This window comes from Dactylosporangium sp. CS-033363 (assembly GCF_050942475.1).
Classification (GTDB): Bacteria; Actinomycetota; Actinomycetes; order Mycobacteriales; family Micromonosporaceae; genus Dactylosporangium.
Genome location: NZ_CP192032.1, coordinates 6807660 through 6830281 on the forward strand (window position 1 = coordinate 6807660; position 22622 = coordinate 6830281).

Sequence of the window (22622 nt, forward strand, 5' to 3'; positions counted from 1 at the left end):
CTCCCTTCAAGCGAGGTTCACGAGGTGTACTTGGCGTTCCGATCCACGGTTCGGTAGATCTCAAGACCCAGGTTCGTCCGGCGCTCTTCGGCGAGGTGTCCCAGGAGCCCGGCCGCACGAGCCAGCAGCGCGAAACCGCGGAGCATCTCCACCGGCAGGCCCAGATCGGCGAGGGCGGCGCCACAGACCCCGGCCCCGTTGAGCGGCAGGGTACGGCCGAGCACCTCCGGGTGGACGCGGCCGATGGCCTCGAACAGGCGCAGGTGCGGCCCGCGCAGGCCCTCGTCCTCGGCAATGGCGATCAGCACGGGCGTCCGCGGGTCCCGGACCTTGTGCACGGGGTGGCCGAGCCCGGGCACGAACTTGCCGGCCTCGCGCTGCGTGCGGACGGCCTCCAGCGCCACGGCGTCGAAGTCCGCATCCGTGGCGGGCGAACGCTCTGCCAGTACACCGGCGAGGAAACGACCGCAGTCCTCGGTGACGCCGAGGAACCGCGACCCGCCCCCGAGCAGCCCCGCGGCCAGGGCACCCTGCAGCGCCTCGGGAGCACTCGCGTAGGTGACCCGGGCGGCGATCGCCGTCGGGGTGAAGCCGTGATCGGCCAGGGCGACCAGCACGGCCTCGAACACCCGGGTCTCCGACGGGGTCGGGCGGCGCCCGGCCACCAGCCAGAAGGCCAGCTCGCCGAAGCCCACCTTCCCCATCAGATCGGCCGCGAGGTCCTGCCCCAGCAGCCGGATCCGGTCGGCGTCGGACGTGCCGATGCCGGTGGGGAAGCTCAGCTCTTCAGCCATTGCCGGATCTCCTCGCCGTGCTCGTCCAGGGCCGGCGGCGGCAGCTCGTACCGCGCGGGAGTGGCCGAGAACCTGATCGGGTTGCGCACCCCGGGGACGCCGCCGGTCGTCACGACCGGGTCGAGCCCGAGGGCCTCGGCGTAGGCCACGCCGCCGTCGATGGTGTTGATCGGCGCGCACGGCACCCCGGCCGCCGTGAGCAGGTCGAACCACTCGTCCTTGGTCTTCGTGACGAGCACGTCGACGAGCAGCGGGCGCAGCGCCTCGCGGTTGGCCGTGCGGTCCTGGTTGTGCGCGAAGCGCGGGTCGTCGAGCAGGTGCTCGAGGCGCAGGACGCCGCACAGCTTGCGGAACTGCAGGTCGTTGCCCGCGATGACGATCAGCTCGCCGTCGGCGGTCGGCAGCGGCTCGTACGGGAACAGGCTCGGATGCGCGTTGCCCATGCGGAACGGGACCGTGCCGCCGGCGACGTACCCGCTGCTGTGGTTGACCAGGCCGGACAGCGCGGACGAGAGCAGGTTGACCTCGATGTGCTGGCCGCGGTCGGTGCCGGCGCGGTGGTGCAGCGCGGCGAGGATGCCCAGGCCCGCGTGCATGCCGGCCATCACGTCGAAGACCGAGATCCCGGCGCGGTAGGGCGGGCCGTCGGCGTCGCCGGTGAGCGACATCAGGCCCGAGATCGCCTGCACCATGAGGTCGTAGCCGGGGAGGGCGGCGCCCTGGGCGGTACCGAAGCCGGAAATGGAGGCGTAGACCAGCCCCGGGTTGCCGGCGGACACGCTGTCGTAGTCGAGGCCGAAGCGCTCGAGGCCGCCGGGCTTGAAGTTCTCGATCACCACGTCCGCGCGGCGGGCCAGTTCGCGGGCGGCGTCGAGGTCGTCCGCATTGCGAAGGTCCAGCGCGATCGAGCGCTTGTTGCGGTTGATGCCGAGATAGTAGGTGGAGAGGCCCTCGCGAATCGGGGGCATCCACGTGCGGGTGTCATCCCCGCCCGGCCCCTCCACCTTGATCACGTCGGCGCCGAGATCGGCCAGCAGCATCGTCGCGTACGGCCCCGCGAGGATTCGCGAGAAGTCCGCGACCAGCAGCCCGTCCAATGGTCCCACGGCGCCTCCTGACCGCTCTGCGGACAAGTGTCCGCAAGTCGTTGACACGATACAACACCGGGTTGAGAATTCCACCACCTAGGCAATGACCGCCTGGCGGACACTTGTCCGAGATTGGAGCCCCCCGCTATGGGCGCAGTCATCTTCCGCAACGGCCTGGTCCTGACCATGGACGACACCCACACCGCGCTGCCCGGCGCCGACGTGCTCATCGTCGACGACAAGATCGCCGAGATCGGGGTCGGCCTCACCGCCCCGCCCGGCGCCCAGGAGATCGACGCCACCGGCGGCATCGTCATGCCCGGCATGATCGACACCCACCGCCACATGTGGCAGACCGCCATGCGCGGCTACGGCGCCGACTGGACCCTCACGCAGTACTTCGTCTGGTACTACCTCGAGTCCGGCAAGCATTTCCGCCCCGAGGACATCCACGCCGGCAACGTGCTCGCGGCCTGGGAGGCCCTCGACGCCGGCGTCACCACCACCGTCGACTGGTCGCACGGGCTGCAGACCACGCAGCACGCCGACGCGGCCGCCGACGCACTGGAGTCCGTGCCGGGCCGGTTCGTGCTCGCGTACGGCAACATCCAGCAGGGCCCGTGGCAGTGGTCGGCCGCGCCCGAGTTCCGCGACTTCGTGAGCCGGCGCTTCACCGGCTCGGACATGCTGGGCTTCCAGATGGCCTTCGACGTCACCGGCGACCCGTCGTTCCCGGAGAAGGCGGCGTTCGAGGTGGCCCGCGACCTGGGCGTGCCCGTCACCACCCACGCCGGCGTCTGGGGCGCGACCAACGACGACGGCATCCGGCTCATGCACGAGCACGGGTTCATGACCCCGCAGACCGTCTACGTGCACGCGGCGACGCTGAACCCGGACTCGTACCACCGCATCTCCGCCACCGGCGGCAGCGTCTCGGTGTCGACGGAGAGCGAGCAGAGCGCCGGGCAGGGCTACCCGCCCACCTGGACCCTGCGCGACCACGACATCCCGGTCTCGCTGTCGATGGACACCTCGGTGTGGTGGAGCGGCGACCTGTTCTCCGCCATGCGCACCACCCTCGGCGCCGACCGCTCCCGCGAGCACCTGCAGGCCCACGGCCGCGCCGAGACCGTCACCCACGTGCACCTGCGGGCCGAGCAGGTGGTCGACTGGGCCACCCGCGGCGGCAGCCGGGCCCTCGGCCTCGACGACAAGGTGGGCAGCCTGCAGCAGGGGAAGAAAGCGGATGTCGTACTGCTGAAGAACGACGCGAGTCCCGTGATGTTCCCGATCCTGAACCCGTACGGCCACGTCGCCTTCCAGGCCCAGCGCGGCGACGTGCACACCGTGGTGGTCAACGGGCGGGTCGTCAAGCACGAGCACAAGCTGGTCGGGGCGGACCTGGCCAAGGCCCGCGCCGACGTCGAGCGCACCGTGGAGCACCTCGTCTCCGTCATGGGCCGCGACGCCTGGGAGAAGGGCATGAACCCCGACATCCCGGAAACCAAGGTGATGGACAACCCGTACACGTATACCGAGTGGGACGCCGGATCCGCGCAGTGGAAGCATGGGTCTGCCCAATAAGGAAGGATCCGCATGCCACGCGAAGCCGGACCGGATTTCATCGAGGCTCTCGCGCGCGGCTTGGACGTGGTGCGCTGCTTCAGGCCGGGCCGGCCGGTGATGACCCTCAGCGAGGTCGCCACCGCCACCGGCCTGGCCCGCCCCACCGTCCGGCGCATCCTGCTCACCCTGGAGGAGCTGGGCTACGTCCGGGCGGTCGGCGAGCGCGGCTTCGCGCTCACCCCGCGGGTGCTGGAGCTGGGGATGTCGTACGTCAACGCGCTCAGCCTCTGGGACGTGGCCCGGCCGCACATGCAGAGCCTGGTCGCCAAGACGGGCGAGTCGACGTCGCTGTCCCAGCTCGACGGCTCCGACATCGTGTACGTGGCCCGGGTGGCGGTCCCGAAGATCGTCACCCTGGCCGTCACCATCGGCACCCGCTTCCCGGCCCCGGCCACCTCGATGGGCAAGGTGCTGCTCGCCGCGCTCACCCCCGACGAGCTGACCAAGCTGCTGGGCGAGCCGAGCCGCTCGGGCATCACCCCGCGCTGGCAGCCGCCCCGCGACGAGCTCGACGCGGCCCTGCGCGAGGTCCGCACCAAGGGCTGGGCGCTGGCCGACCAGGACCTGGCCCCGGGCGTCCGCTCGGTCGCCACCGGCGTGCGCAACGGCGACGGGCGGGTGGTGGCCGCCCTCAACGTGACCGTCCACGCGGCCGAGACGACCGTCGAGCACCTCCTCGACCACCACCTGCCGCTGCTCCTGCGCACCGCCGCGGACATCAGCCACGACTGGTCGCTGCTGGACTCGGTCCCGATCGTCACCTGAGTTTGGTCAAATCCTCCGCTTTCGGCAGGGCGGCCCGCGCGCCGACCGCGGTGGTGGCCAGGGCCCCGGCCGCGCAGGCCAGCCGGGCCGCCTCCTCGAGGTCGTGCCCGGCGTCCAGGGCCCACGCGAGCGCGCCGCAGAACGCGTCCCCGGCGCCGGTGGTGTCCACCGTGGCCACGCGATGGCCCGGAATGTCCACGGTGGAGCCGGGCCGGTGGATGCGGCACCCGGCCGCGCCGAGCGTGACGACCACGGCCCCGACGCCGGCCGCCAGCAGCTCGGCGGGCGACCCCAGCACGGCGAGCTCGTGCTCGTTCGGCACCAGCACGTCCACCATGGACAGCATTTCAGGCGGCAGGTGTACCGCCGGTGCCGGATTGAGCACGAACCGCCGGCCCGACCGCGCGGCGGCGAGCACCGCGTCCAGCGGCACCTCCAGGCTCGCCAGCAGCACGCCCGCCGCCGGCAGCTCCGGCACGTCGGCCGCGCACAGGTTCGCGTTCGCGCCCGGTACGACGGTGATGGCGTTCTCGCCCAGCTCGTCGACGAGCACCACGGCGAGCCCGGTCGGCACCGTGTCCCGCACCAGGTACGTCAGGTCCACATCGGACAGTGACGCCGGGTCGAAGTCGGGCCCGACGCGGGCGATCAGCGCGCACTCGCCGCCGAGCCGCGCGACCGCCGCCGCCTGGTTGCCGCCCTTGCCGCCGGGCCCGGTCGAGGAGCCGGTCGCGATGACCGTCGAGCCGGGCGCGGCGATGCTCGGCACCCGTACCACGAGATCGGCGTTAATCGCCCCCACGACGAGCACGCTCATGGGACGGGATGCTACGGGACTCGTCCATCATGAAGCGCGCGTACCAGTCCGGCCATTCCTCGTCGTAGTGGCCGAGCGCCTTCTCGTGCACGCCGTGCGCCGCTTCCGCCCGGCGCAGCGCCGCCGCCAGCTGCTCGGCCGTGTCGAAGGCGATCACCGGCCGGGCGCCTTGATCCGGACCTCCTGCATGACCCAGCCGTTGCCGTCCGGGTCGGCGAAGGTGGCGAACGAGTCGTACGAGCCGTGCTGCGGGTCCGGCCCGGCCACCCGCCCCTCGGTCCCGCCGTGGTGGAAGATCCCGCCGGAGTCGTGGAACGGCTCGCTGACGTCCACGCCCCGCTGCACCATCTCGGCCCGGGCCTGTTCGATGTCCTGCACGACCAGGTGCAGCCCCTCGACCGACCCGACCTCGGCGGTGGTGAGCCGGTCCCCGAAGATCACCGAGCACCCGGATCCCGGCGGCGTCACCTGTACCACCCGCAGCCCGTCGTCCGCCGCGAAGTCCGCGTCCAGCCGCCAGCCGAGCCGCCCGGTGTAGAACTCCTTGGCCCGATCGACGTCGCCGACCGGGATCACGATCACCTCGAGTTTGAAGTCCACCGCGCCACGCTGCCCCGCCGCGGGTCGTTCAAGCGCCCGGCAGCCTCCGCTCACCTTCCCCGTCACCGCCTCCCGTCACTGGCGCACCGGTCTGCTTCGCCGGTCCGGTTCGATCACCCGGGCTTGACGTCGTCCTCGGCGGCGGCCCCGCGGCGGCGGAACATGGCGAACCCGGGCAGCCCGATGATCGCCTGGCGCAGGTCGCGGGTCACGTTGAGCAGCTCGTGAATGTCGGGCCCGACCCGATCGAGCGTGGCCAGGATCGGCATGACGTCGGTGCGCAGGTGATGCGCGAGCCGCGGCAGCTCGTCGATCATCCGAATGCCGGCGTCGACCTCCTCGGGCGAGAGGTTGTCGACGAACCGGCGCAGGTGCGGCTCGTACGCCGAGATGAGCTCGCCGGCCTTCACCGACGTCTGCGCCGCCTGCTCGACGATGGCGTCGGCGTTGGTGGCGGTCTGCTCGGCCTGCGCCACGATGGCGTCGGCGGCCGTAGCGGTCTGTTTGGCCTGCACGACAACGGCGTCGGCGCTGGTCGCCGTCTGCGCGGCCTGGACGACGATCGCGTCGGCATTGGTCGCCGTCTGCGCGGCCTGGACGACGATCGCGTCGGCATTGGTCGCCGTCTGCGCGGCCTGCGCAACGACCGCGGCGGCGGCCGTCGAGGTCCGCTCGGCCTCCTCGATCAGCCCGCGGACCTCGCCGATCGCCTCGTCCGCCGCATCCAGCGTGGCGGTGGCCCGGGCAACGAGCATTTCGGCGCCGTCGACGATGCGCACCACCCGCCCTGGCAGCGCCACGACGGCGGCGGCGGTACTGACGGCCTGACCGGCCGCGGAGACGGCCAGGTCGACGACTTGCGAGACACGCGGCAGGGGCAGCGGCATACCTCCATCCTGCCCGATGCGGGCTAACCCTATGCGGCTCTCACCCCAGTCCGTTCCAGCCCACCGCGCGGTGCACTACCATCACCCCCGTGAGCTTCGAGGTTCACGCGGATGCCTACGGGCGGTTCATGGGCCGATACTCCGAGCCCTTGGCGCAACGGTTCGCGACGCTCGTCGGGGTCGCGGCCGGTCAGCGCGCACTCGACGTCGGCTGCGGCACAGGCGCACTCACGGCGGAACTCATCGCACGCCTAGGGGCCGCCTCGGTCTCGGCGGTCGATCCGTCCGAGTCCTTCGTGGCGGCGGCCCAGGCCCGTTTCCCGACCGCGGATGTGCGGGCGGGGTCGGCGGAGCAGTTGCCGTACCGGGACAAGGCCTTTGATCTTGTTCTTGCGCAGTTGGTCGTCCACTTCATGCGCGATCCGGTAGCCGGCCTGCGCGAGATGGCCCGTGTCGCACGGCCGGGCGGCACCGTCGCGGCGTGCGTGTGGGACCACACACCCGGCGGCGGCGGCCCGCTCTCGGTGTTCTGGCGCGCCGCGCTCGACGTGGACCCGCAGGCCCACGACGAGTCCAACCTGCCCGGCGCGCGCGAGGGCCACCTGGCCGAACTGTTCACGGCGGCCGGACTGCGCGATCTGGAACCGACCGAACTGTCCGTTCGCGCACGCTTCGAGGACTTCGAAGCGTGGTGGGAGCCGTACACACTCGGCGTAGGCCCGGCGGGCGATTACGTGCGCTCACTCGACGAGCCGGGCGTGGCCGCATTGCGCAAGCGATGCGCGGAACTGCTGCCGGCGAACGGCCCGATCGAGATCACCGCATCGGCCTGGACCGTGATCGGACGGGCGGTTTCGCGCGACTGACGGCAGCACGCGCGCCGGGCATCGCGACAGCCACGCCACCCGAACGGCCCCGACCACGATCGCGCACCCGATTTCGCGCAACTGACGGCAGCACGCGCGCCGGACATCGCGACAGCCACCCCGCCCGAGCGGCTCCGACCGTGATCGGACGGGCGGTTTCGCGCAACTGACGGCAGCACGCGCGCCGGGCATCGCGACAGCCACGCCACCCGAACGGCCCCGACCGTGATCGGACGGGCGGTTTCGCGCGACTGACGGCGGGTAGCGCACGGTCCGTGACGACCTTCCCCCTGGGCGGCCTGGACCTGGGCGCCACCGGTTCGTTCGCGGCCGGGCGCCTCGACGCCGAGGACGAGGCCGGCCTGGCCGGGCAGGTGGCGTACCTCGTCGGGCAGTTCGAGCCCCCGCCAACTCCGGTCGCGGCCGGGCTGCAGCGGGTGATGGACCACGTCGGCGGCGACGAGGCCCTGCTCGCGTGGCTCGACCAGTTCCCCGGCCGGCCGCAGCTCGTGACGCGGGCGTTGGAACTGGTGGCACTCCTCGACCGGTACGGTGACCGCCGCGCCGTCGTCGCCGCCCTCAACCATCGGCGGGTGCACGTGCCCGATCCGCCGTCGCTGGCCGAGTGGCTTCCGCCGGTCAGCGACGAGGCCACGCTGCCCAGCCTGGGCGGGGAGATCAAGGCCCGGCTTGGCGACGACGATCCGGCGGAGGCCGCGCGGCTCGCCCTCGACGCTGCGCGACTGCTCGCCGACCTGGCACCCGGGCTGCACGACGTGCCCGGGCTCGCCGACCTCGAACCGCTCGCCGTCGAATCGGTACACGCCCTGGAGGCCGTCGAGGTCTCATGACCGGGCGGCGGGCGATGCACAAACGCGCACCGCACCCATCCCGCGCACACGAAACGCGCACCGCACCGCGCACGCAACGAGCAACGCATCGCGCACGCAAACGCGCGCCGCACCGCACGCAAACGCGCACCGCACGCAAACGCGCACCGCACGTGCACGCAAACGAGCTACGCGCCGCGCACGCAAACGCGCACCGCACCGCACCATCGCGCACCGCACCGCACCGCACCGCACGTGCACGCAAACGAGCAACGCACCGCGCAGGCAAACGAGCAACGCACCGCGCAGGCAAACGAGCAACGCACCGCGCAGGCAAACGAGCAACGCACCGCGCAGGCAAACACGCACCGCACCGCGCACGCACGTGCACGCACGTGCACGCAAACGCGCACCGCACCGCAAACGAGCAACGCGAATGCGCGGGTGGCGTGGAGATGTCGTGAACGGGGACAACTTCACGGCGCGCGACCGAGCATCATGTGCGCGTGAAGCGACGATCGGATGCGCTGCCCCTCGTCCTGCTCGCCACCGCCGGCTGGACGCTCGTGGCCGTGGTCATGCTGTTCGAGCTGCGGATCTTCACGTGGTTGTTCGTGTTCGGGTACCTCGTGCTCGGCCTCGCCTACCTCGCCGCCGCCATCTGCACCGTGGTCGCCGTGGCCGGACTGTGGCGGCGAGCCGGCCCGCGCTGGGCGGTGCCGGTGCTGGTGGCCTGCCTGCTCGCCCCGGCCGGCATCTACGCGACCGACTGGGTGTACGCGTTCGCCACCGGCTACTACCGCGCGTTCCGCCACGACTTCGCCACCGTCGCCGCCATGTCGAGCCGCGGCGAAGTGAACCCGCGCGAGTACTACGGCGACCCGCTCCCACGCGCCGTGCGCCATCTCTCGGTGAACGGCCGCGTCGCGCACATCGTCGCGCTCGATCACGACTCAGGCGCGACGTTCCTGCCGCAGTGGGAGGGCGTCCCCGACGGCGCCGTCGGCTTCGCCTACCTCGACCCAGGCACGCCGCCCGACGCCGAGCTGGACTGCTTCGCCGACCAGTGCCGCGTGCGCTACACGCTGGGCGACGGCTGGTATTGGCTCACGCGAGGCTGACCGCCCAAACGCCTGGGCCTTGACGGTCCCGGCCGCGAATATCGGCGATCATCCGACCGATTGTTCGACCGAACCGCACCACAGTGGCTTCGCATGGAACAGTAGCCGAAGCGCACCATCCGAAACGACGGAGATTCAGGCCGTCGCGGATGGGCCATTGTGAAAGACGACGTTGCCTTTGCCGACGACCGGAACGACGTTGTTGGACCCGCCGACCGTCACGTTCTGCTGAATCCAGGTACGTTCCGGGGGCGTGAGCTCGTGCCCGATCTCGTCGATCAGAGCGCGCAGGTCATCGACGAGGTCGGGCTCTCGGTCCAGGGCCCCTTCGAACTCGGCGGTCCACGTCTGCGACATCAGGCGGCGCATCGCGGCCGGATCCCCGGCCTCGGCGACGTGTGAGTTGTCCCGGTCGAGCCGACCCTCCAGCACCGGGGCTCGATCCGAGCCACCCCGTCCGAGCAGCCGGACGATCCCGTTCCGGGCGGTCTGCCAGGCATCGGTCGCCATTGCCGTCGCGATCGTCGCACCTGCGACCGAGGCAAGTTCTACGAGCGCTTCCTCCAGCATGGAGCCTCCTCGGGCCGCATCGGGTCAGCCACCATAGTGCACCGTCGCATCATCTATCCATCGAAGATCGGTCGCAGCCGGGCTGTAAGTTAGCCGACCGAATGGATCCGTCCATATCCGCGCCGGGCGGGTGCGCCTCCTGGCTACACTTCGCAGATTCCGGCATCTGTTCCGACCAGTAGTTGTGCCAGCGGAAAATGCGCGGGGAACGCCATGCATTCGAGGGACCTCTATCAGCAGCGCGTCAATGTCGCGCAGGGTGGGTTCGCCGCGGTTTCCGGCAGCGGCGACATTCACGTGCACCAGACCGCGCCCGACTACCACTTCAGGAGGCTGGACGACGACGCCGCGCCATTTCCGATCGACTTTCGCCGGCAACCGAGCCTGCTGCTGTCCTGGGCCCACGAACTCGTCGATTTCTACGGCCGCGAGCGCGAACTCGAGACCCTCGCCGACTGGCGCAACGAGCCTGACGAATTCGACGTCTTCCTGATCCACGGACAGGGCGGTCAGGGAAAGACCCGGTTGGCCAACCAGTTCGCGGCGCTGTCGTCCGCCGAGGGCTGGACGGCCATCACCGCGCACCCGCACGTGGGGATGTCCGGATTCGCCGAACGGCCGGAATCCCTGCCGATCGGCAGCAGCGGCCGGATCGTCGTGGTGGACTACGCGGAGCGCTGGCCGGTGCCGCTGCTGCAGGGGCTCCTGTCCGACTCCAGGCTGCACCTGGGGCGGACCAGGATCGTGCTGGTGGCCCGGCCGGCGGGGCGCTGGTGGGCGCAGATCAGCCGCCGGCTTGCCAGGGACTTCAAGGTGAGACCGGGCCACCTGGCGCTGGAGCCGTTGCCCGAGCACTCCGGCGATCGCGAAGCGATCTTCATCGCCGCCCGCGACAGGTTCGCGGCCGCGCTCGGGGCCGGCGATGTCCGAGGATGTGAGCCGCCCGCCGACTGGAAGAGCGGCGCGAGCTCACTGTCGATCCAGATGGCCGCGCTCGCTTCGGTGTTCGCGGCGACCCGTAACGAGACCGCGCCAGACGATCCTGGCGCGCTCTCGGCGTACCTGCTCGACCGGGAAGACGATCACTGGACGAATCTCCACGCGGAGGCCGGACTGCGCACCCGGCCCGACACGATGGCCCGCACGGTCTATCTGGCCTCACTGGCCGGGCCGGTCGGCCACGAGGTGGCCACGGTGCTGCTCACCGCGACGGGTCTCGCGGTTCCGGGCGAAGAGACGAACCAGCTGATCGACGATCACCTCGTCAGCTATCCGGCGACCGAACCGGCCACGGTACTCGTACCGCTGCAGCCCGATCGCCTGGCCGAGGACTTCATCGCCATCCGGTCGACGGGGCAGGCCGCGGACGCGGAGACCGCGGACGCCTGGACCAACGGCAAGATCGACGCCGCCCTTCGAGCGCTCCGCGATGTGAGTCCGGATCGGGCGCTCGCGATGCTCTCGACCACGGTCGCGGTAGCGCAGCGGTGGGAGTCGTTCTCCCGGAATCACTTGAGCCGGTTGCTGCTCGCCCAGCCGGACGCGTTCCTGGAGGGCGGCGGCACCATCCTGTCCGCCCTGGCTGACGTCCAGGATCTGGACGCGGCCACGCTCGCCGACTTCGAGCAGACGATGCCGGTCGACGGATCCGTCGACATCATGGATCCGCTGGCCACCCTGACCGGGCGGCTGTACGAACGACTGCGCCAAGCGTCACCGAGTGCGCCCGGCACGATCGCGGTCGCCTTGCGGCTGGCGTTCCGCCTGGTACGGGCCGAGCGTTACCAGGAGGCGCTGGACCCGGCCAGGGCATCCGTCCAATTCGCGCGGGGCGCCCGCCTCCGCCGGGCCGACGCGGACGGACACGGCCCGCAGGGAGCCCGCCACCGCAGAGCCGACGCGGGCGGACACGGCCTCGCCGTCGGTCTCGGCTGCCTCGCCGAGGCCCTGGAAGGCCTCGGACGCATCGACGAGGCCATGACCGCCGCCGACGAGGCGGTCCGGCTGTGGGGCCCGCCGACGGTGGGCGCCGCCGAGACGAATCTCGTTGCGGCCGGCGCACTGGAGACCTTCGCCCGGCTTCTGTACGGCCGGGAGCAGTCCCGCGAGGCGGCAGTACAGCAGCGACGCGCGACAGGCATCCTCACGGCACACGCCGACCAGAACATCGCCCTGCTGCCACGCCGCGCACGCGCATTCTCGGCACTCGCGCAGTACTGTCTCAGCGCCGGACTCGACGCGGAAGGCGGGAGGGCCACCCGCGCCGCCGTCGACCTCTGGCGGCTGGTCGAGGAGCACATTCCCGGCCCGTACGGGATCAGGCTCCTCGACGCCCTGACCGACCTCGCGCAGCTGGACGACGCCCCGATCTCCGACCGGTTGGCAGCCGCCGAGGAGGCCGGACGGGAGCTGCTCAAGCTCGTCCAGCACGATGTCACGCTGATGCCACGAGTCGCGACGACCACTCGGGTGTGGGCCGAACTGCTCAGCAGATCGGGTAATCACCGACGGGCCATCGACACGGTCGAACGAGCGCTCCAGGCGTCGTTCGACCTCAAAGAGCAGCACCTGCCGACGCACGCCCGCCTGCGGGGCCGCGTGCTGCTGACCTTCGCCGTCTGCTGCCTCGGCGCCAATCAGGGTCTCGACGATGGCCTCAAGGCTGCGGAGCTCGCCTCGTCGGAGTACTTCACGTCACCCGAATGCTCGGCGCTGCGGTCGGAGGCGGACCGGACGACGGCCGACCTTCTGATCAAGCTCGGGCGATTCAGCGAAGCCGAGCGGCGGTTCGGACGGACGAACCGGCGGGCACTGAATCTCGACGGCATCTTCGAGCGGGCCGCGACGAAGGTCTCCCGGCATGACGGCCGTGTCGAGAAGGCCTGCACGATGTGCGGCGGCACGAAGCGGATCCCCGGCTCGTGGGTCGGGAAGCCGGAGTTCAATCTCGTGGTCTGCTGGTCGTGCGAGCTGCCACCGCCCAGACGCTGACTTGGTCGAGAAAGCGTCCTGTGAACGTCCTACGCGACGGTGTTCCGAGGCGCGACGGGCGTCGATACCGTCGAGGGCATGGAGGTTCGGATGCTCGGGCCACTCGCGGTGGAGGTGGCCGGTCGCGCGGTACACCTGCCCGGTCAGCAGCGCCGCCTGCTCGCCGCGCTCGTGCTGCGGGCCGGGTGCCCCGTGACCATCGACGCGCTCGCCGGTGCGGTGTGGGACGGGGGCGCACCGGCGCTCGCGCGGCGGCAGGTGCAGAACCACGTCTCGGCGCTGCGCGGGGTGCTCGGCCGGGCCGGCTCGTCGCTGGCGATCGTGGCCGACAAGGACGCGTACACGCTGCACATCGAACGCGGCCGGCTCGACCGGTGGGTGTTCGACAAGCTCGTCGGCAAGGCGCGCCAGGCGGCCGCGGGCGGCGACGTGCTCCGGGCCGCCGACCACCTGCGAGCGGCGCTGGAGCTGTGGCGCGGACCGGCACTCGAAGGGATCGGCGGGGACACGCTCACCCGGGACGCCGCCGCGCTCGACGCGGTGCGGGACCTCGTCACCGAGGAGTGGCTGGAACTGCAGATCCTGGCCGGCCGGCACCGCGAGGTCGTCGGGGAGCTCACCCGGCTCGTCGCCGCCCACCCCCTGCGCGAGGGCCCGGTGCGGCTGCTCATGACGGTGCTGGCCCGGCTCGACCGGCGCGCCGAGGCGGTCGAGCACTACCGGGCACTGGCCGCCCGGCTGCGGACCGAACTCGGGATCGAGCCGTCGATGGCCCTGACGAGGACGCACGCGGCCATCGCCGGCCGCCACTTCGATGCCGCCACGGTACCTCGCCAGCTCCCCGGCACCGTCCGCCTGCTCGTCGGCCGCGAACGCGAGCTGCGGGAACTCGACGACGCCGTCGGCGCGACCGGGCTCGTGGTGCTGACCGGGCCCGCCGGCGTCGGCAAGTCCGGGCTGGCGCTGCACTGGGCGCACCGCAACGCGGCGGCGTACCCGGACGGCGGACTCTACGTGAACCTCCACGGCTACTCCCAGTTCCGGGCGCTCAGCGCGGCCGAGGCCCTGCGCGTCCTCGGCGCCGGCGACGAGGTGGCCCACCGCTCCGCACTCGCGGGCCGCCGCATGGTCCTCGTGCTCGACAACGCCGCCGACGCGGCCCAGGTGCTGCCGCTCCTCCCCGGCGCGCCCGGGTGCGCGGTCGTGATCACCACGCGGCGGACGCTGCCCGAGCTGACCGTGGAGCGCGACGCCCGCCACCTCGAGCTCGGGCCGCTCGCTCCCGAGGACTCGCTGCGACTGCTCACCGGCATGCTGCGCGCGCCGCTCGACCCGGCCGACGAGCCGCTCGCCCACACGCTGACCGAGTTGTGCGAGCACCTCCCGCGGCACATCCGGGTGGCCGGGGCGAACCTGCGCGACGCCGGGCCGGCCGCGATCACCGAGCAGATCGACCGCCTGCGCCAGCACCGCAGCGCCGTGCTCGCCCCCGACACGTTCCACTACCGGAACGGCCCCGACCGGACCGCGACCGACCACGCGAACGTCCTGCCGCCCCTGTACTACCTGGAGCGCACCGGCCCCGCCCCGCGCCTGGTCGTGTGGGACCCGCACACGCCCGAGCCGACGCTGCTGGCGACCCTGCCGGCGGCCGCCATCGACACCGCGAATCTCTCCCCCGATCTGCGCTGGTTGAGCTGGGTCGATGCCGGCGAGCTGTACGTGCGGGACCTCACCGGCGCGCAGCCGGAGCGCATCCTGCACGAGAGCGTCGACGGGCTGCTGTTCCCGCCGGTGTGGACGCCCGACTCGCGGCGCGTGCTGGTCCGCGCGCTCGACGGCAGGGCCGGGACCGTCGATGCCGGCAGCGGCAGGTTCGCCGCCCTGCCCGCCGACCTCTCGGGCGCCGCCCATCCGATCTACTCGGTCTGTGGCCAGGCGCTGTCCTGGCTCGCCGCCGACGGCACGCTGCTCATCGCCGACCTCGACGGCCGCAACCCGCGACCGGTGCCCGTGCCGGACACCCTGGCCGAGGACGGCCGCCGCGTGGTCGGCGTGCAGGCCTGCGAACCGCACAACTTCGTCCTGTACACCGCGCCGGCCGACACGCCGATCGGCGCCCGCTCACTCGTGAGCAACGCCTACCTCATCGGCGCCCGATCGGTGGTGAACGGACAGCGCGTCGGCGACGAATGGGAGTTCATCGGCATGGCCGGGGCGACCCGTGACTACGTGCCCTACCAACTGCGCTTCGTACCGCCCGTCAACCGATTCGGCTACGAGCACGTCCAGCGCCGGCTCCTGGGCCGGCACGACCTGACCCTGGAGGGCGGCAACGGTGAATACCGCTGCAGCGCGACCGAACCCCCGATGCTGGACGACTTCCTGCTGCTGACCGCCTGACCGACCGTTCCATGCCCCGATCCCACCACAGGGGTACGACAAAAACGCCAGAGCAAGATCGCCGAGATACGATCGCCCCAGGACAGGGGGCGAAATGGCGAGATCCGACCTCGACGAGCTCGATCTGGGGATTCTCCACGCGCTGCACCTCGACGGGCGGGCCTCGTTCACCCGGATCGGCGAGGTGCTCGGGGTGTCCGACCAGACCGTCGCCCGCCGCTACGCGAGGCTGCGCAGCGACTCCCACGTCCGCATCAGCGCCCGCACCGACGCCTCGCGGGTCGGCGAGGTGTCCTGGTGCGTGCGCATCCGGTGTGTGCCCAGCGTCGCGCTGACCATCGGCCGGGCCCTCGCCCGGCGCGCGGACACGTCGTGGGTGAAGCTGGCCTCGGGCGGTACCGAAATCATGTGCATGGTCCGCGCCGCCTCCGACCGCGACTCGTCGGCGCTGTTGCTGGAGCAGCTGCCGAAGACGCCCAACGTCACCGCGGTCACCGCCAACTGCCTGCTGCACGTGTACTTCGGCGGCGCCCAGAGCCCCGTCGACGCGCTCACCGCCGAGCAGGCCGCGGCGCTGCGCTGGCCGCAACCGCCCGACGACGGGCAGGCCGTGCTCTCCGGCGAGGACCGCCGGCTGCTCGAACTCCTCGCCGCCGACGGCCGGATGGGCTTCACCGAGCTGGCCGCGGCGACCGGGCGGCCGCACACCACGCTGCGGCGGCGGGTCCAGGAGCTGCGCGACTGCGGCGCCCTGTACTTCGACGTCGACATCGACCACCGCGCCCTGCGCCTGCCGATGCAGACCATGATGTGGCTCTCGGTCGCGCCGGACCGGCTCGTGGAGGCGGGCGAGGCGATGGCCGCCCACCCCGAGGCCGTGTTCGTCGGCGCGACGACGGGCAGCTCCAACCTCTACGCGGCGGTGTTGTGCCCGGATCCGGCCGCCTTCTACCGGTACCTCGCGACCCGCGTCGCCGCCCTGCCCGCCATCCAGCACCTGGAAACCGCGCCGGTCATCCAGACGCTCAAAGCGCTGTAACCGTCCATATGCGGCGCGTTGCTGGACCGGGGACCGCATGATGGCTGCATGGTGGAGTCCCCCGGCGGGGCGTCCGCCCGGCAGCGGATCGGCCTCGGCTGGCCGCTGACCGCGGGCGTGGCGCTCGGCATCGCCTCCTTCTGCGCCGATCTCGCCGAGGGCACCCTGCGCACCGTGCTGCAGTTCGGGGCCAGCACCGGCTTCGCGTGGGGCTGCGCCGCGTTCGTGGCCGCCCTCCCGGCCCGCACCCGCCGGGGCGCCCTGGCCGCGGCGGTCATCGTGCTGTGCACGGCGACGGGCTGCTACTACTGGCTCAACCTGCCCGGCGGCGCGTTCAGAGCATTACTGCAGGCCTTCTCGTACTGGCTGCTGCTCTCCATCGCCGGCGGCTCCCTCCTCGGCGTGCTCGCCCACGCGGTCCGCCACGACGGCCCCCGGCGCGCGGCGATCGCGGCCGGAGTCGCCTGCGGCCTGCTCGCCGGAGCCGGCATCGCCATCGTGGTGATCCCCGGCCAGCGCTTCGGCGGCGCCGGCGAGGCGGTCCTGCAGGCCGTCGCCGGCGTCGCGGTCGCCACCTGGTCCTTCGCCCGCCGCCGGGGCCCGCGCGCCTGGCCCGTGTACGGCACCGCCGCCCTCCTCGCCTGCACCGCCGGCGCCCTGGCCTGGGCACTCATCGAATCGGTCCCGGTCAAGGGCTTCTAGCGGGCAGCTGCTGCCGGACGGCACTCACCGCGGCGACCACGCGGTCCAGCTCGTGCCGCAACTCGTCCAGGGCGGTCACGGCGTCGTCGGGCAGCCCGACCCGGGCCTGCGCCTCGAACGCGCCGCTCATCCGCGCCAGCACCGCGGCCCCGACGTTGCCCGCCGCGCCGGTCAAGGTGTGCGCGGCCTGCACGGCGCCCGCCGAGTCCCCGTCCCCGACGGCGGCCGAGAGCTGCCCGAGCGTGTCCGGACCCTTGGCGCAGAACGACCCGAGGACCCGTCCCACCAGTTCGAGCTCCTGCGGCGAGGGATCGTCGTCGGTCAGCTCCCGGATCCGCGCCCGGATGTCGTCCTCCAGCCCATCGGCGGCCCGATCAACAGCGGCCTCAGCGTCGGCGATCGCGTCGGTGGCGGTGGCGCGCCCGGTGGCGTCGGCGTCGGTGGCGTCGGCGGTGGTGGCCCGCACGGTGGCGTCGGCGGTGGTGGCCCGCACGGTGGCGTCGGCGGTGGCGCGCACGTCGGCGGTGGCAGCGATGGCGGGGGCGATCGCGCCGGCGGCAGGTGCGGTGGCGTCGGAGGCGGTGACAGCGGGCGATGGCGCCGACCCGACGTACGCCGCGAGCACCGAAGCGAGGTCGGTGGGCCGCATGGGCTTGGTGAGGTAGTCGTCCATCCCGGCCGCCTCGCACGCCGCCCGGTCCTCGATCAGGGCGCTCGCGGTCAGGGCGATGATGTGCGGCTGCCGGTCCGGCGGCAGCTCCGCCCGAATCCGCCGGGTCGCGTCCAGCCCGTCCAGCACGGGCATCTGCACGTCCATGAGCACGACGTCGTACCGGGCGCGCCGCACCGCGTCCAGCGCCTCCGCGCCGTTGGCGGCCACGTCCGCGCGGTGGCCGAGCTTGGCGAGCATCATCGTGGCGACGGTCTGGTTGACCTGGTTGTCCTCGGCGATCAGGATGCGCAGTGGACGCACAGGCGGTACAAACGCCGGCTCTTGATCTTCTGAGGCCGCCTGGGGGCCGTTGAGGACGCTCGCCAGGGCCGCGCGCAGGGCCGTGGCGCGGACGGGCTTGGTGAGGGCGGCGGCGAAGCCCGGGGGCCGCTCGCGGGGCGCGTTGACGGTGGTGAGCAGGATCAGCGGGCAGCCGAGATCCGGGCGCGGGCCCTCGACCAGGGCCACCTCGCAGGACGCGCCGCCGACGGCCAGGCCCCAGCGGGCGAGCTCGGCCCGCAGGACCTGGCCCAGGGTGGCGTTGCCGGTGTCGACGAGGACGCCGCGCCCGGCCAGGTCGGCGGCCCGCACGGCGTGGTGCGGGGCGACCCCGGAGACCCTGAGCAGCGCGGTGAGCGTGAACGTGGAGCCCTCGCCGGGGCGGCTGGCCACGGTCAGGTCGCCGCCCATGGCCCGGGCGAGGCGGCGGCTGATCGCCAGGCCGAGTCCCGTTCCGCCGTACGTGCGGGTGGTCGACGCGTCGACCTGGCTGAACGAGCGGAACAGCCGGTCCAGCCGGTCGGGCGGGATGCCGATGCCGGTGTCGGAGACGGCCAGGCTGACCCGGATGTGCTCGCCCTGCGCCGCGAACGTGCCGGTCACCACGATCTCGCCGCTGGACGTGAACTTGACCGCGTTGGAGAGCAGGTTGACCACGACCTGGCGCAGCCGCGTGACGTCCCCGCACAGCGGCGGGCTCGCGGCCACGTCGGCGATCAGCTCCAGGCCCTTGTCGGCGGCCGGCATGGCGACCAGGGCGAGCGCGCTGTCGACGCACTCGCGCAGGTCGAACACGGCGTCCTCGAGCTCCAGCTGGCCCGCCTCGATCTTGGAGAAGTCCAGGATGTCGTTGATGATCACGAGCAGCGCTTCGCCGCTGTCGCGCACGGTCGCGGCCAGCTCGCGCTGCTCGGCGCTCAGCTCGGTGTCCAGCAGCAGGCCGGTCATGCCGATCACGGCGTTCATCGGCGTACGGATCTCGTGGCTCATCGTCGCCAGGAACGCCGACTTGGCCTGGGTGGCCGCCATCGCCTCGTCGCGCGCCCGCAGCACGACCCGCGTGGCGTCCTCGACCGCGTCGGCCATCTCGGCCAGCTCGGCCGGCCCGCGCGCGGCGGCGGCGACCGGCGCGCTCACCTCCCCCGTGGCGACCCGGCGGGCGGCCGCGGTGATCGGCGCGCTGACCTCCCCGGTGGCGACCCGGCGGGCGGCCGCGGTGATCGCCGCGATCGGCCGGGACACGTGCCGGGTCACCCACCACGCCCCGATCCCGGTCAGCACGGCGGTCAGCAGCGCCACCCCGAGGATGCCGCGCCGGGTCGAGCGGGCCGCGTCCGCCGACTCGCGCTGGTCGGCCGCGAGCCGGGTCTGCTGGGCGGAGCGCAGCGCGTTCAGGCCGGACTCGATCGCGGCCATGTCCTCGGCCCCGCGGTCGGTGTCGACCACCCGCTGCGCCTCGGCGAACCCCTCGGAGCGGCGCAGCTCGATCGTCTCGGCCAGCTCGGCGAGCTTGTCGTCGACCGGCGTGGTCAGCGCGGCGAGGGTGGCCCGCTGCCCCGCGTCGCCGGCCGTGCCGTCCCGCAGCCGCTGCAGGGTCCTCGGGATCTCCGTGATGGCCGTCGTGTACGGCGTGAGGTACCGATCATCGCCCGTGATCACGAACCCGCGCTGCCCCCGCTCGGCATCCTGCAGCTCGTCGCGCAGCGTGTCGATGTCGTTGATGACGGCGTGCCCGGCCTCGACCCCGGCCCGCGCGTCGAGCAGCTCCCCGATGCGCACATAGGCGGCCGCGCCGACGAGCAGCAGGCCGCCGATGGCCAGCAGGTACCCGGCGGCGAGCAGGCGCGCCACCGTCCATCCGCCGGTCCTGGGTCTCATCCATCCGGCTCATCGCCCGGCGCGGGCGCTTCTTTATCTATTTCGGAAGGCTCAGCCGGACGAGCGTCCCCCCGGACGGCGCTTCCTCGATCGTCAGCGTGCCGCCGTGCGCGGCCACGATGTCCCGCGCGATCGGCAGTCCCAGCCCGGTGCCGCCGCCGGTGCGCGACCGGTCCTCGTCGAGCCGCACGAACCGGTCGAACACCCGCTCGCGATCCCCCTCGGCGATCCCCGGCCCGTCGTCGGCCACGGTGATCTCTGCTCTCTGATCAAGCGTTTTGAGATTGATCTCGACCGTCTGCCCCGCGTGGCGCGCCGCGTTGTCGAGCAGGTTGCGCAGCACCCGCTGCAGGTGGTGCGGGTCGCCGCTGACCCGCACGGGCGCCACCCGGGCCGTGACCCGCAGCCGCGGATGGGCGGCGGTGAGCCGCTCGCGCTCGAGGTACACCAGGTCGTCGAGGTCCACGTCCTCCCGCCGCAGCTGCAGCCCGCTCTCGTCGACCCGGGCCAGCAGCAGCAGGTCGGAGATCAGCCGGGCCATCCGGTCGCTTTCCATCCGCATCCGGGTCACGTGCGGCCCCTCGCCGACCAGGTCGAGCCCCGCGAGGACGGTCGACAGCGGGCTGCGCAGCTCGTGCGAGGCGTCGGCGACGAACCGCCGCTGGGCCGCGGTGGCCGCCTCGATCCGGTGCAGCATCGTGTTCATGGTGACGGCCAGCGCGGCGATCTCGTCGTTCGTCGGCGGTACCGGCAGCCGCCGATGCAGATTCCGCCCCGTGATCGTCTCCGCCTGCCGCCGCATCGCGTCCACCGGCCGCAGCGAGCGCCCCACGAACAGGAACGTCGCCACCCCCACGATCACCGTCAGCAGCGGCAGCCCGACCGCCAGGGCCCCGACCGCCGCCTCGGTCCCCTCGTCGATCTCGTCGATCGACTGCCCGACCAGCACGATCCGCGGCCCGCTGTCGGTGGCCACCCCGAGCGCGGTGATCCGGTAGTACTCGTCGTGCGCCACCGCCAGCCGCCGCTGCTCCCGCCGGGTCTGCCCCGCCGCCGGCCGCAGCGACAAGATCGGCTGCGCCCCGGCGATCAGCGCCGAGGCCCGCAGCACCTTGCCGTCGGGCCCGAGGACCTGCACGACGGTACGGTCGCGCAGGGACGGCCGCATCACCGCGGCGAGCGCCGCCTCGTCGTCCAGCGCCCCCGCCACCTGCGCCGCCCGGTCCCCCGTGTCCTGATCGACGTTCCCGGTCAGAATGATCCGCGCCGCGACCACGAACGCGATCCCGGTGAGCACGGCCGCCACCGCCACGACGGCGGACGCCGCGAGCGCGGAGCGCATCCGCACCCCGAGCCGCTGCCGCATCCGCCCCGCGAGCCCTGTCACGCCGCCGACGTTACTGCCTGTGCCGGGTTTCGCCCGGAACCCCCGAACTCAGCACGGTGGACGGCGACCGGCGCGGGCTGGCCGGCGGCGCGTCCTCCTGCACCGGCACCCCGATCCGCAGCGCGACCGCCGGGTTGCCGACCCCGCCGAGCAGCCCGCGCAGAGCGCCCCGCACCCCCGGCACCTCGATCACCTCACTGATCGGCGAGGCGGCCAGCCCTCGCGCGGTCAGCGTGAGCCATACGTCGGACAGCGCCTCCCCGGCCGCCAGCCAGTCCCGGGGCTCATCGCCGTCGGTGACCAGCAGCGCGTACACGGTGCCCCGGTCACTCCCCGCCCCCGCCGCCAGCCCCGCCTTGATCGCGAAGTCCCGCGGAGCCACCGTCCGCCGAGCCGTGGCGACCACGCTCTGCGGCGCCACCCCGTCCCCGTGCGCCCGGTTCGTCCACGCGCGCAGATCGGCCCGGAACCGCGGATCGCCGCGCTCCACGTCCCCCGCATGCGCGACGGCCGCCGCGAAGTCCGTCACCTGCTCGTCCTGCACAACCTGAAGGTGTACCCCATGCCGCCCGGCCGCCCGCCGCAACTCCTCCAGCACCAGGGCCGATGGCCGCTCATCCCCGAACGGCCGCCGATCGGTACGCCGCCGCGAAACCGCCGCAGCCACCTCGGCGTCCCGCTCCCGCTCACCCTCACGGCCGGCCGGCGCACCTCCGGACGGCGCACCTCCGGACGGCGCAACTCCGGACGGCGCAACTCCGGACGGCGCAACTCCGGACGGCGCAACTCCGGACGGCGCAACTCCGGACGGCGCGACTCCGGACGGCGCGACTCCGGACGGCGCGACTCCGGACGGCGCGACTCCGAACCGCGCCACCAGGTCGGGCCGCTCACCGTCGGGCAGCCGGGCGACGTCGGCCTCGAAGCCGGCCGCGCGCAGCGTGACCACCGCGTGGTGCAGCGCCCCGCCGCAGCTGAGCAGCAACAGCCGCCCGTCCGGATCGAGCCCGGTCAACTGCCGCGACCGATCCGCCCACAGCTCGGCATGATCCCCCGCAAGCCGCCACCGCCAGGGCTGGCTGTTGAGAATCGAGGGAGCCCGCAGCGCCGCAATGGACGCCTCGGCAACGAGGTCGATCTCGGCACGAAGGTCGCGGTTCATGGCGTACTCCTCAGACAGGCGTCACGGCTGTACCCCCAACCCTCGCCCGGAGCGCCAGCCCCCGTCAGGGCCGGAAGTCACAACTCCCCCGGGACCTTCCCACCC

General features: G+C 72.7%; 19 protein-coding genes. 9 read left to right on the forward strand and 10 right to left on the reverse strand.

The genetic code is table 11. From position 1 onward, the window contains the following. Positions 1-17 precede the first annotated feature (17 nt). Positions 18-794: a citryl-CoA lyase gene (locus tag ACQPZ4_RS31505; protein ID WP_433043444.1), complete on the reverse strand. Its 777-nt coding sequence runs from the start codon at positions 792-794 to the stop codon at positions 18-20. Beyond that, entirely contained in the window at positions 779-1900 is a 1122-nt protein-coding gene (locus ACQPZ4_RS31510) for a CaiB/BaiF CoA transferase family protein (RefSeq protein ID WP_433043447.1), read from the reverse strand. Before ACQPZ4_RS31510 ends, ACQPZ4_RS31505 begins: the two co-directional genes overlap by 16 nt. A gap of 129 nt (positions 1901-2029) precedes the next feature. Between ACQPZ4_RS31510 and ACQPZ4_RS31515 the strand changes: the two genes are divergently transcribed. Together ACQPZ4_RS31515 and ACQPZ4_RS31520 are read left to right on the forward strand one after the other, a co-directional pair. After that, complete coding sequence (locus tag ACQPZ4_RS31515; RefSeq protein WP_433043450.1) at positions 2030-3466, forward strand: amidohydrolase family protein; 1437 nt, start codon at positions 2030-2032, stop codon at positions 3464-3466. 12 nt (positions 3467-3478) lie between these two features. Beyond that, positions 3479-4273, forward strand: a complete 795-nt coding sequence (locus tag ACQPZ4_RS31520; RefSeq protein ID WP_433043453.1) for an IclR family transcriptional regulator domain-containing protein — start codon at positions 3479-3481, stop codon at positions 4271-4273. On the opposite strand, the gene ACQPZ4_RS31525 is transcribed toward ACQPZ4_RS31520, so the two are convergent. The 4 genes from ACQPZ4_RS31525 to ACQPZ4_RS31540 form a co-directional block, all read right to left on the reverse strand. Continuing rightward, complete coding sequence (locus tag ACQPZ4_RS31525; RefSeq protein WP_433043456.1) at positions 4266-5090, reverse strand: ribokinase; 825 nt, start codon at positions 5088-5090, stop codon at positions 4266-4268. The genes ACQPZ4_RS31520 and ACQPZ4_RS31525 overlap by 8 nt on opposite strands. Then, positions 5062-5247: a hypothetical protein gene (locus tag ACQPZ4_RS31530; protein ID WP_433043459.1), complete on the reverse strand. Its 186-nt coding sequence runs from the start codon at positions 5245-5247 to the stop codon at positions 5062-5064. The genes ACQPZ4_RS31525 and ACQPZ4_RS31530 overlap by 29 nt, the downstream gene beginning before the upstream one ends. Further along, positions 5244-5690, reverse strand: coding sequence for a VOC family protein (locus tag ACQPZ4_RS31535; RefSeq protein WP_433043462.1), 447 nt, complete (start codon positions 5688-5690; stop codon positions 5244-5246). The genes ACQPZ4_RS31530 and ACQPZ4_RS31535 overlap by 4 nt, the downstream gene beginning before the upstream one ends. Positions 5691-5803: 113 nt before the next feature. Beyond that, the gene (locus ACQPZ4_RS31540) at positions 5804-6577 is read right to left on the reverse strand and encodes a hypothetical protein (protein ID WP_433043465.1); all 774 of its coding nucleotides are present in this window, start codon (positions 6575-6577) and stop codon (positions 5804-5806) included. An 89-nt stretch (positions 6578-6666) separates the two neighbouring features. On the opposite strand from ACQPZ4_RS31540, the gene ACQPZ4_RS31545 reads away from it, so the two are divergent. From ACQPZ4_RS31545 to ACQPZ4_RS31555, 3 genes are all read left to right on the forward strand, one after another. Next, positions 6667-7443: a class I SAM-dependent methyltransferase gene (locus ACQPZ4_RS31545; protein WP_433043468.1), complete on the forward strand. Its 777-nt coding sequence runs from the start codon at positions 6667-6669 to the stop codon at positions 7441-7443. Between the two features lie 275 nt (positions 7444-7718). Further along, positions 7719-8294, forward strand: coding sequence for a hypothetical protein (locus tag ACQPZ4_RS31550; RefSeq protein WP_433043471.1), 576 nt, complete (start codon positions 7719-7721; stop codon positions 8292-8294). A gap of 485 nt (positions 8295-8779) precedes the next feature. Continuing rightward, a complete protein-coding gene (locus ACQPZ4_RS31555) occupies positions 8780-9394 on the forward strand; it encodes a hypothetical protein (RefSeq protein WP_433043474.1) in 615 nt (204 codons plus the stop codon). Positions 9395-9529: 135 nt separating this feature from the next. Here ACQPZ4_RS31555 and ACQPZ4_RS31560 read toward each other — a convergent pair whose 3' ends face one another. Further along, complete coding sequence (locus ACQPZ4_RS31560) at positions 9530-9964, reverse strand: hypothetical protein (protein WP_433043477.1); 435 nt, start codon at positions 9962-9964, stop codon at positions 9530-9532. Between the two features lie 213 nt (positions 9965-10177). Between ACQPZ4_RS31560 and ACQPZ4_RS31565 the strand changes: the two genes are divergently transcribed. The 4 genes from ACQPZ4_RS31565 (at position 10178) to ACQPZ4_RS31580 (ending at position 17099) form a co-directional block, all read left to right on the forward strand. Then, the gene (locus ACQPZ4_RS31565) at positions 10178-12955 is read left to right on the forward strand and encodes a hypothetical protein (RefSeq protein ID WP_433043480.1); all 2778 of its coding nucleotides are present in this window, start codon (positions 10178-10180) and stop codon (positions 12953-12955) included. A gap of 78 nt (positions 12956-13033) precedes the next feature. Then, positions 13034-15358, forward strand: a complete 2325-nt coding sequence (locus ACQPZ4_RS31570; protein WP_433043483.1) for a BTAD domain-containing putative transcriptional regulator — start codon at positions 13034-13036, stop codon at positions 15356-15358. A 94-nt stretch (positions 15359-15452) separates the two neighbouring features. Then, the gene (locus ACQPZ4_RS31575) at positions 15453-16397 is read left to right on the forward strand and encodes an Lrp/AsnC family transcriptional regulator (RefSeq protein ID WP_433043486.1); all 945 of its coding nucleotides are present in this window, start codon (positions 15453-15455) and stop codon (positions 16395-16397) included. A gap of 48 nt (positions 16398-16445) precedes the next feature. After that, positions 16446-17099 carry a DUF6518 family protein gene (locus ACQPZ4_RS31580; RefSeq protein WP_433043489.1) on the forward strand — a complete coding sequence of 218 codons (654 nt, stop codon included), beginning with the start codon at positions 16446-16448 and terminating at the stop codon, positions 17097-17099. Here ACQPZ4_RS31580 and ACQPZ4_RS31585 read toward each other — a convergent pair. From ACQPZ4_RS31585 to ACQPZ4_RS31595, 3 genes are all read right to left on the reverse strand, one after another. After that, on the reverse strand, positions 17086-19941 hold the full coding sequence (locus ACQPZ4_RS31585; protein WP_433043492.1) for an ATP-binding protein: 2856 nt from the start codon (positions 19939-19941) through the stop codon (positions 17086-17088). The genes ACQPZ4_RS31580 and ACQPZ4_RS31585 overlap by 14 nt on opposite strands. A 64-nt stretch (positions 19942-20005) precedes the next feature. Then, on the reverse strand, positions 20006-21355 hold the full coding sequence (locus ACQPZ4_RS31590) for a sensor histidine kinase (RefSeq protein ID WP_433043495.1): 1350 nt from the start codon (positions 21353-21355) through the stop codon (positions 20006-20008). Between the two features lie 10 nt (positions 21356-21365). Beyond that, positions 21366-22517: a hypothetical protein gene (locus ACQPZ4_RS31595; RefSeq protein WP_433043498.1), complete on the reverse strand. Its 1152-nt coding sequence runs from the start codon at positions 22515-22517 to the stop codon at positions 21366-21368. Positions 22518-22622 lie beyond the last annotated feature (105 nt).

Coding starts and splice junctions, on each gene's coding strand:
- ACQPZ4_RS31505 (WP_433043444.1), bottom strand. CDS start 794: ATGGCTGAAGAGCTGAGCTTCCCCACCGGCATCGGCACGTCCGACGCC.
- ACQPZ4_RS31515 (WP_433043450.1), top strand. CDS start 2,030: ATGGGCGCAGTCATCTTCCGCAACGGCCTGGTCCTGACCATGGACGAC.
- ACQPZ4_RS31520 (WP_433043453.1), top strand. CDS start 3,479: ATGCCACGCGAAGCCGGACCGGATTTCATCGAGGCTCTCGCGCGCGGC.
- ACQPZ4_RS31525 (WP_433043456.1), bottom strand. CDS start 5,090: ATGAGCGTGCTCGTCGTGGGGGCGATTAACGCCGATCTCGTGGTACGG.
- ACQPZ4_RS31540 (WP_433043465.1), bottom strand. CDS start 6,577: ATGCCGCTGCCCCTGCCGCGTGTCTCGCAAGTCGTCGACCTGGCCGTC.
- ACQPZ4_RS31560 (WP_433043477.1), bottom strand. CDS start 9,964: ATGCTGGAGGAAGCGCTCGTAGAACTTGCCTCGGTCGCAGGTGCGACG.
- ACQPZ4_RS31565 (WP_433043480.1), top strand. CDS start 10,178: ATGCATTCGAGGGACCTCTATCAGCAGCGCGTCAATGTCGCGCAGGGT.
- ACQPZ4_RS31570 (WP_433043483.1), top strand. CDS start 13,034: ATGGAGGTTCGGATGCTCGGGCCACTCGCGGTGGAGGTGGCCGGTCGC.
- ACQPZ4_RS31575 (WP_433043486.1), top strand. CDS start 15,453: ATGGCGAGATCCGACCTCGACGAGCTCGATCTGGGGATTCTCCACGCG.
- ACQPZ4_RS31580 (WP_433043489.1), top strand. CDS start 16,446: ATGGTGGAGTCCCCCGGCGGGGCGTCCGCCCGGCAGCGGATCGGCCTC.
- ACQPZ4_RS31595 (WP_433043498.1), bottom strand. CDS start 22,517: ATGAACCGCGACCTTCGTGCCGAGATCGACCTCGTTGCCGAGGCGTCC.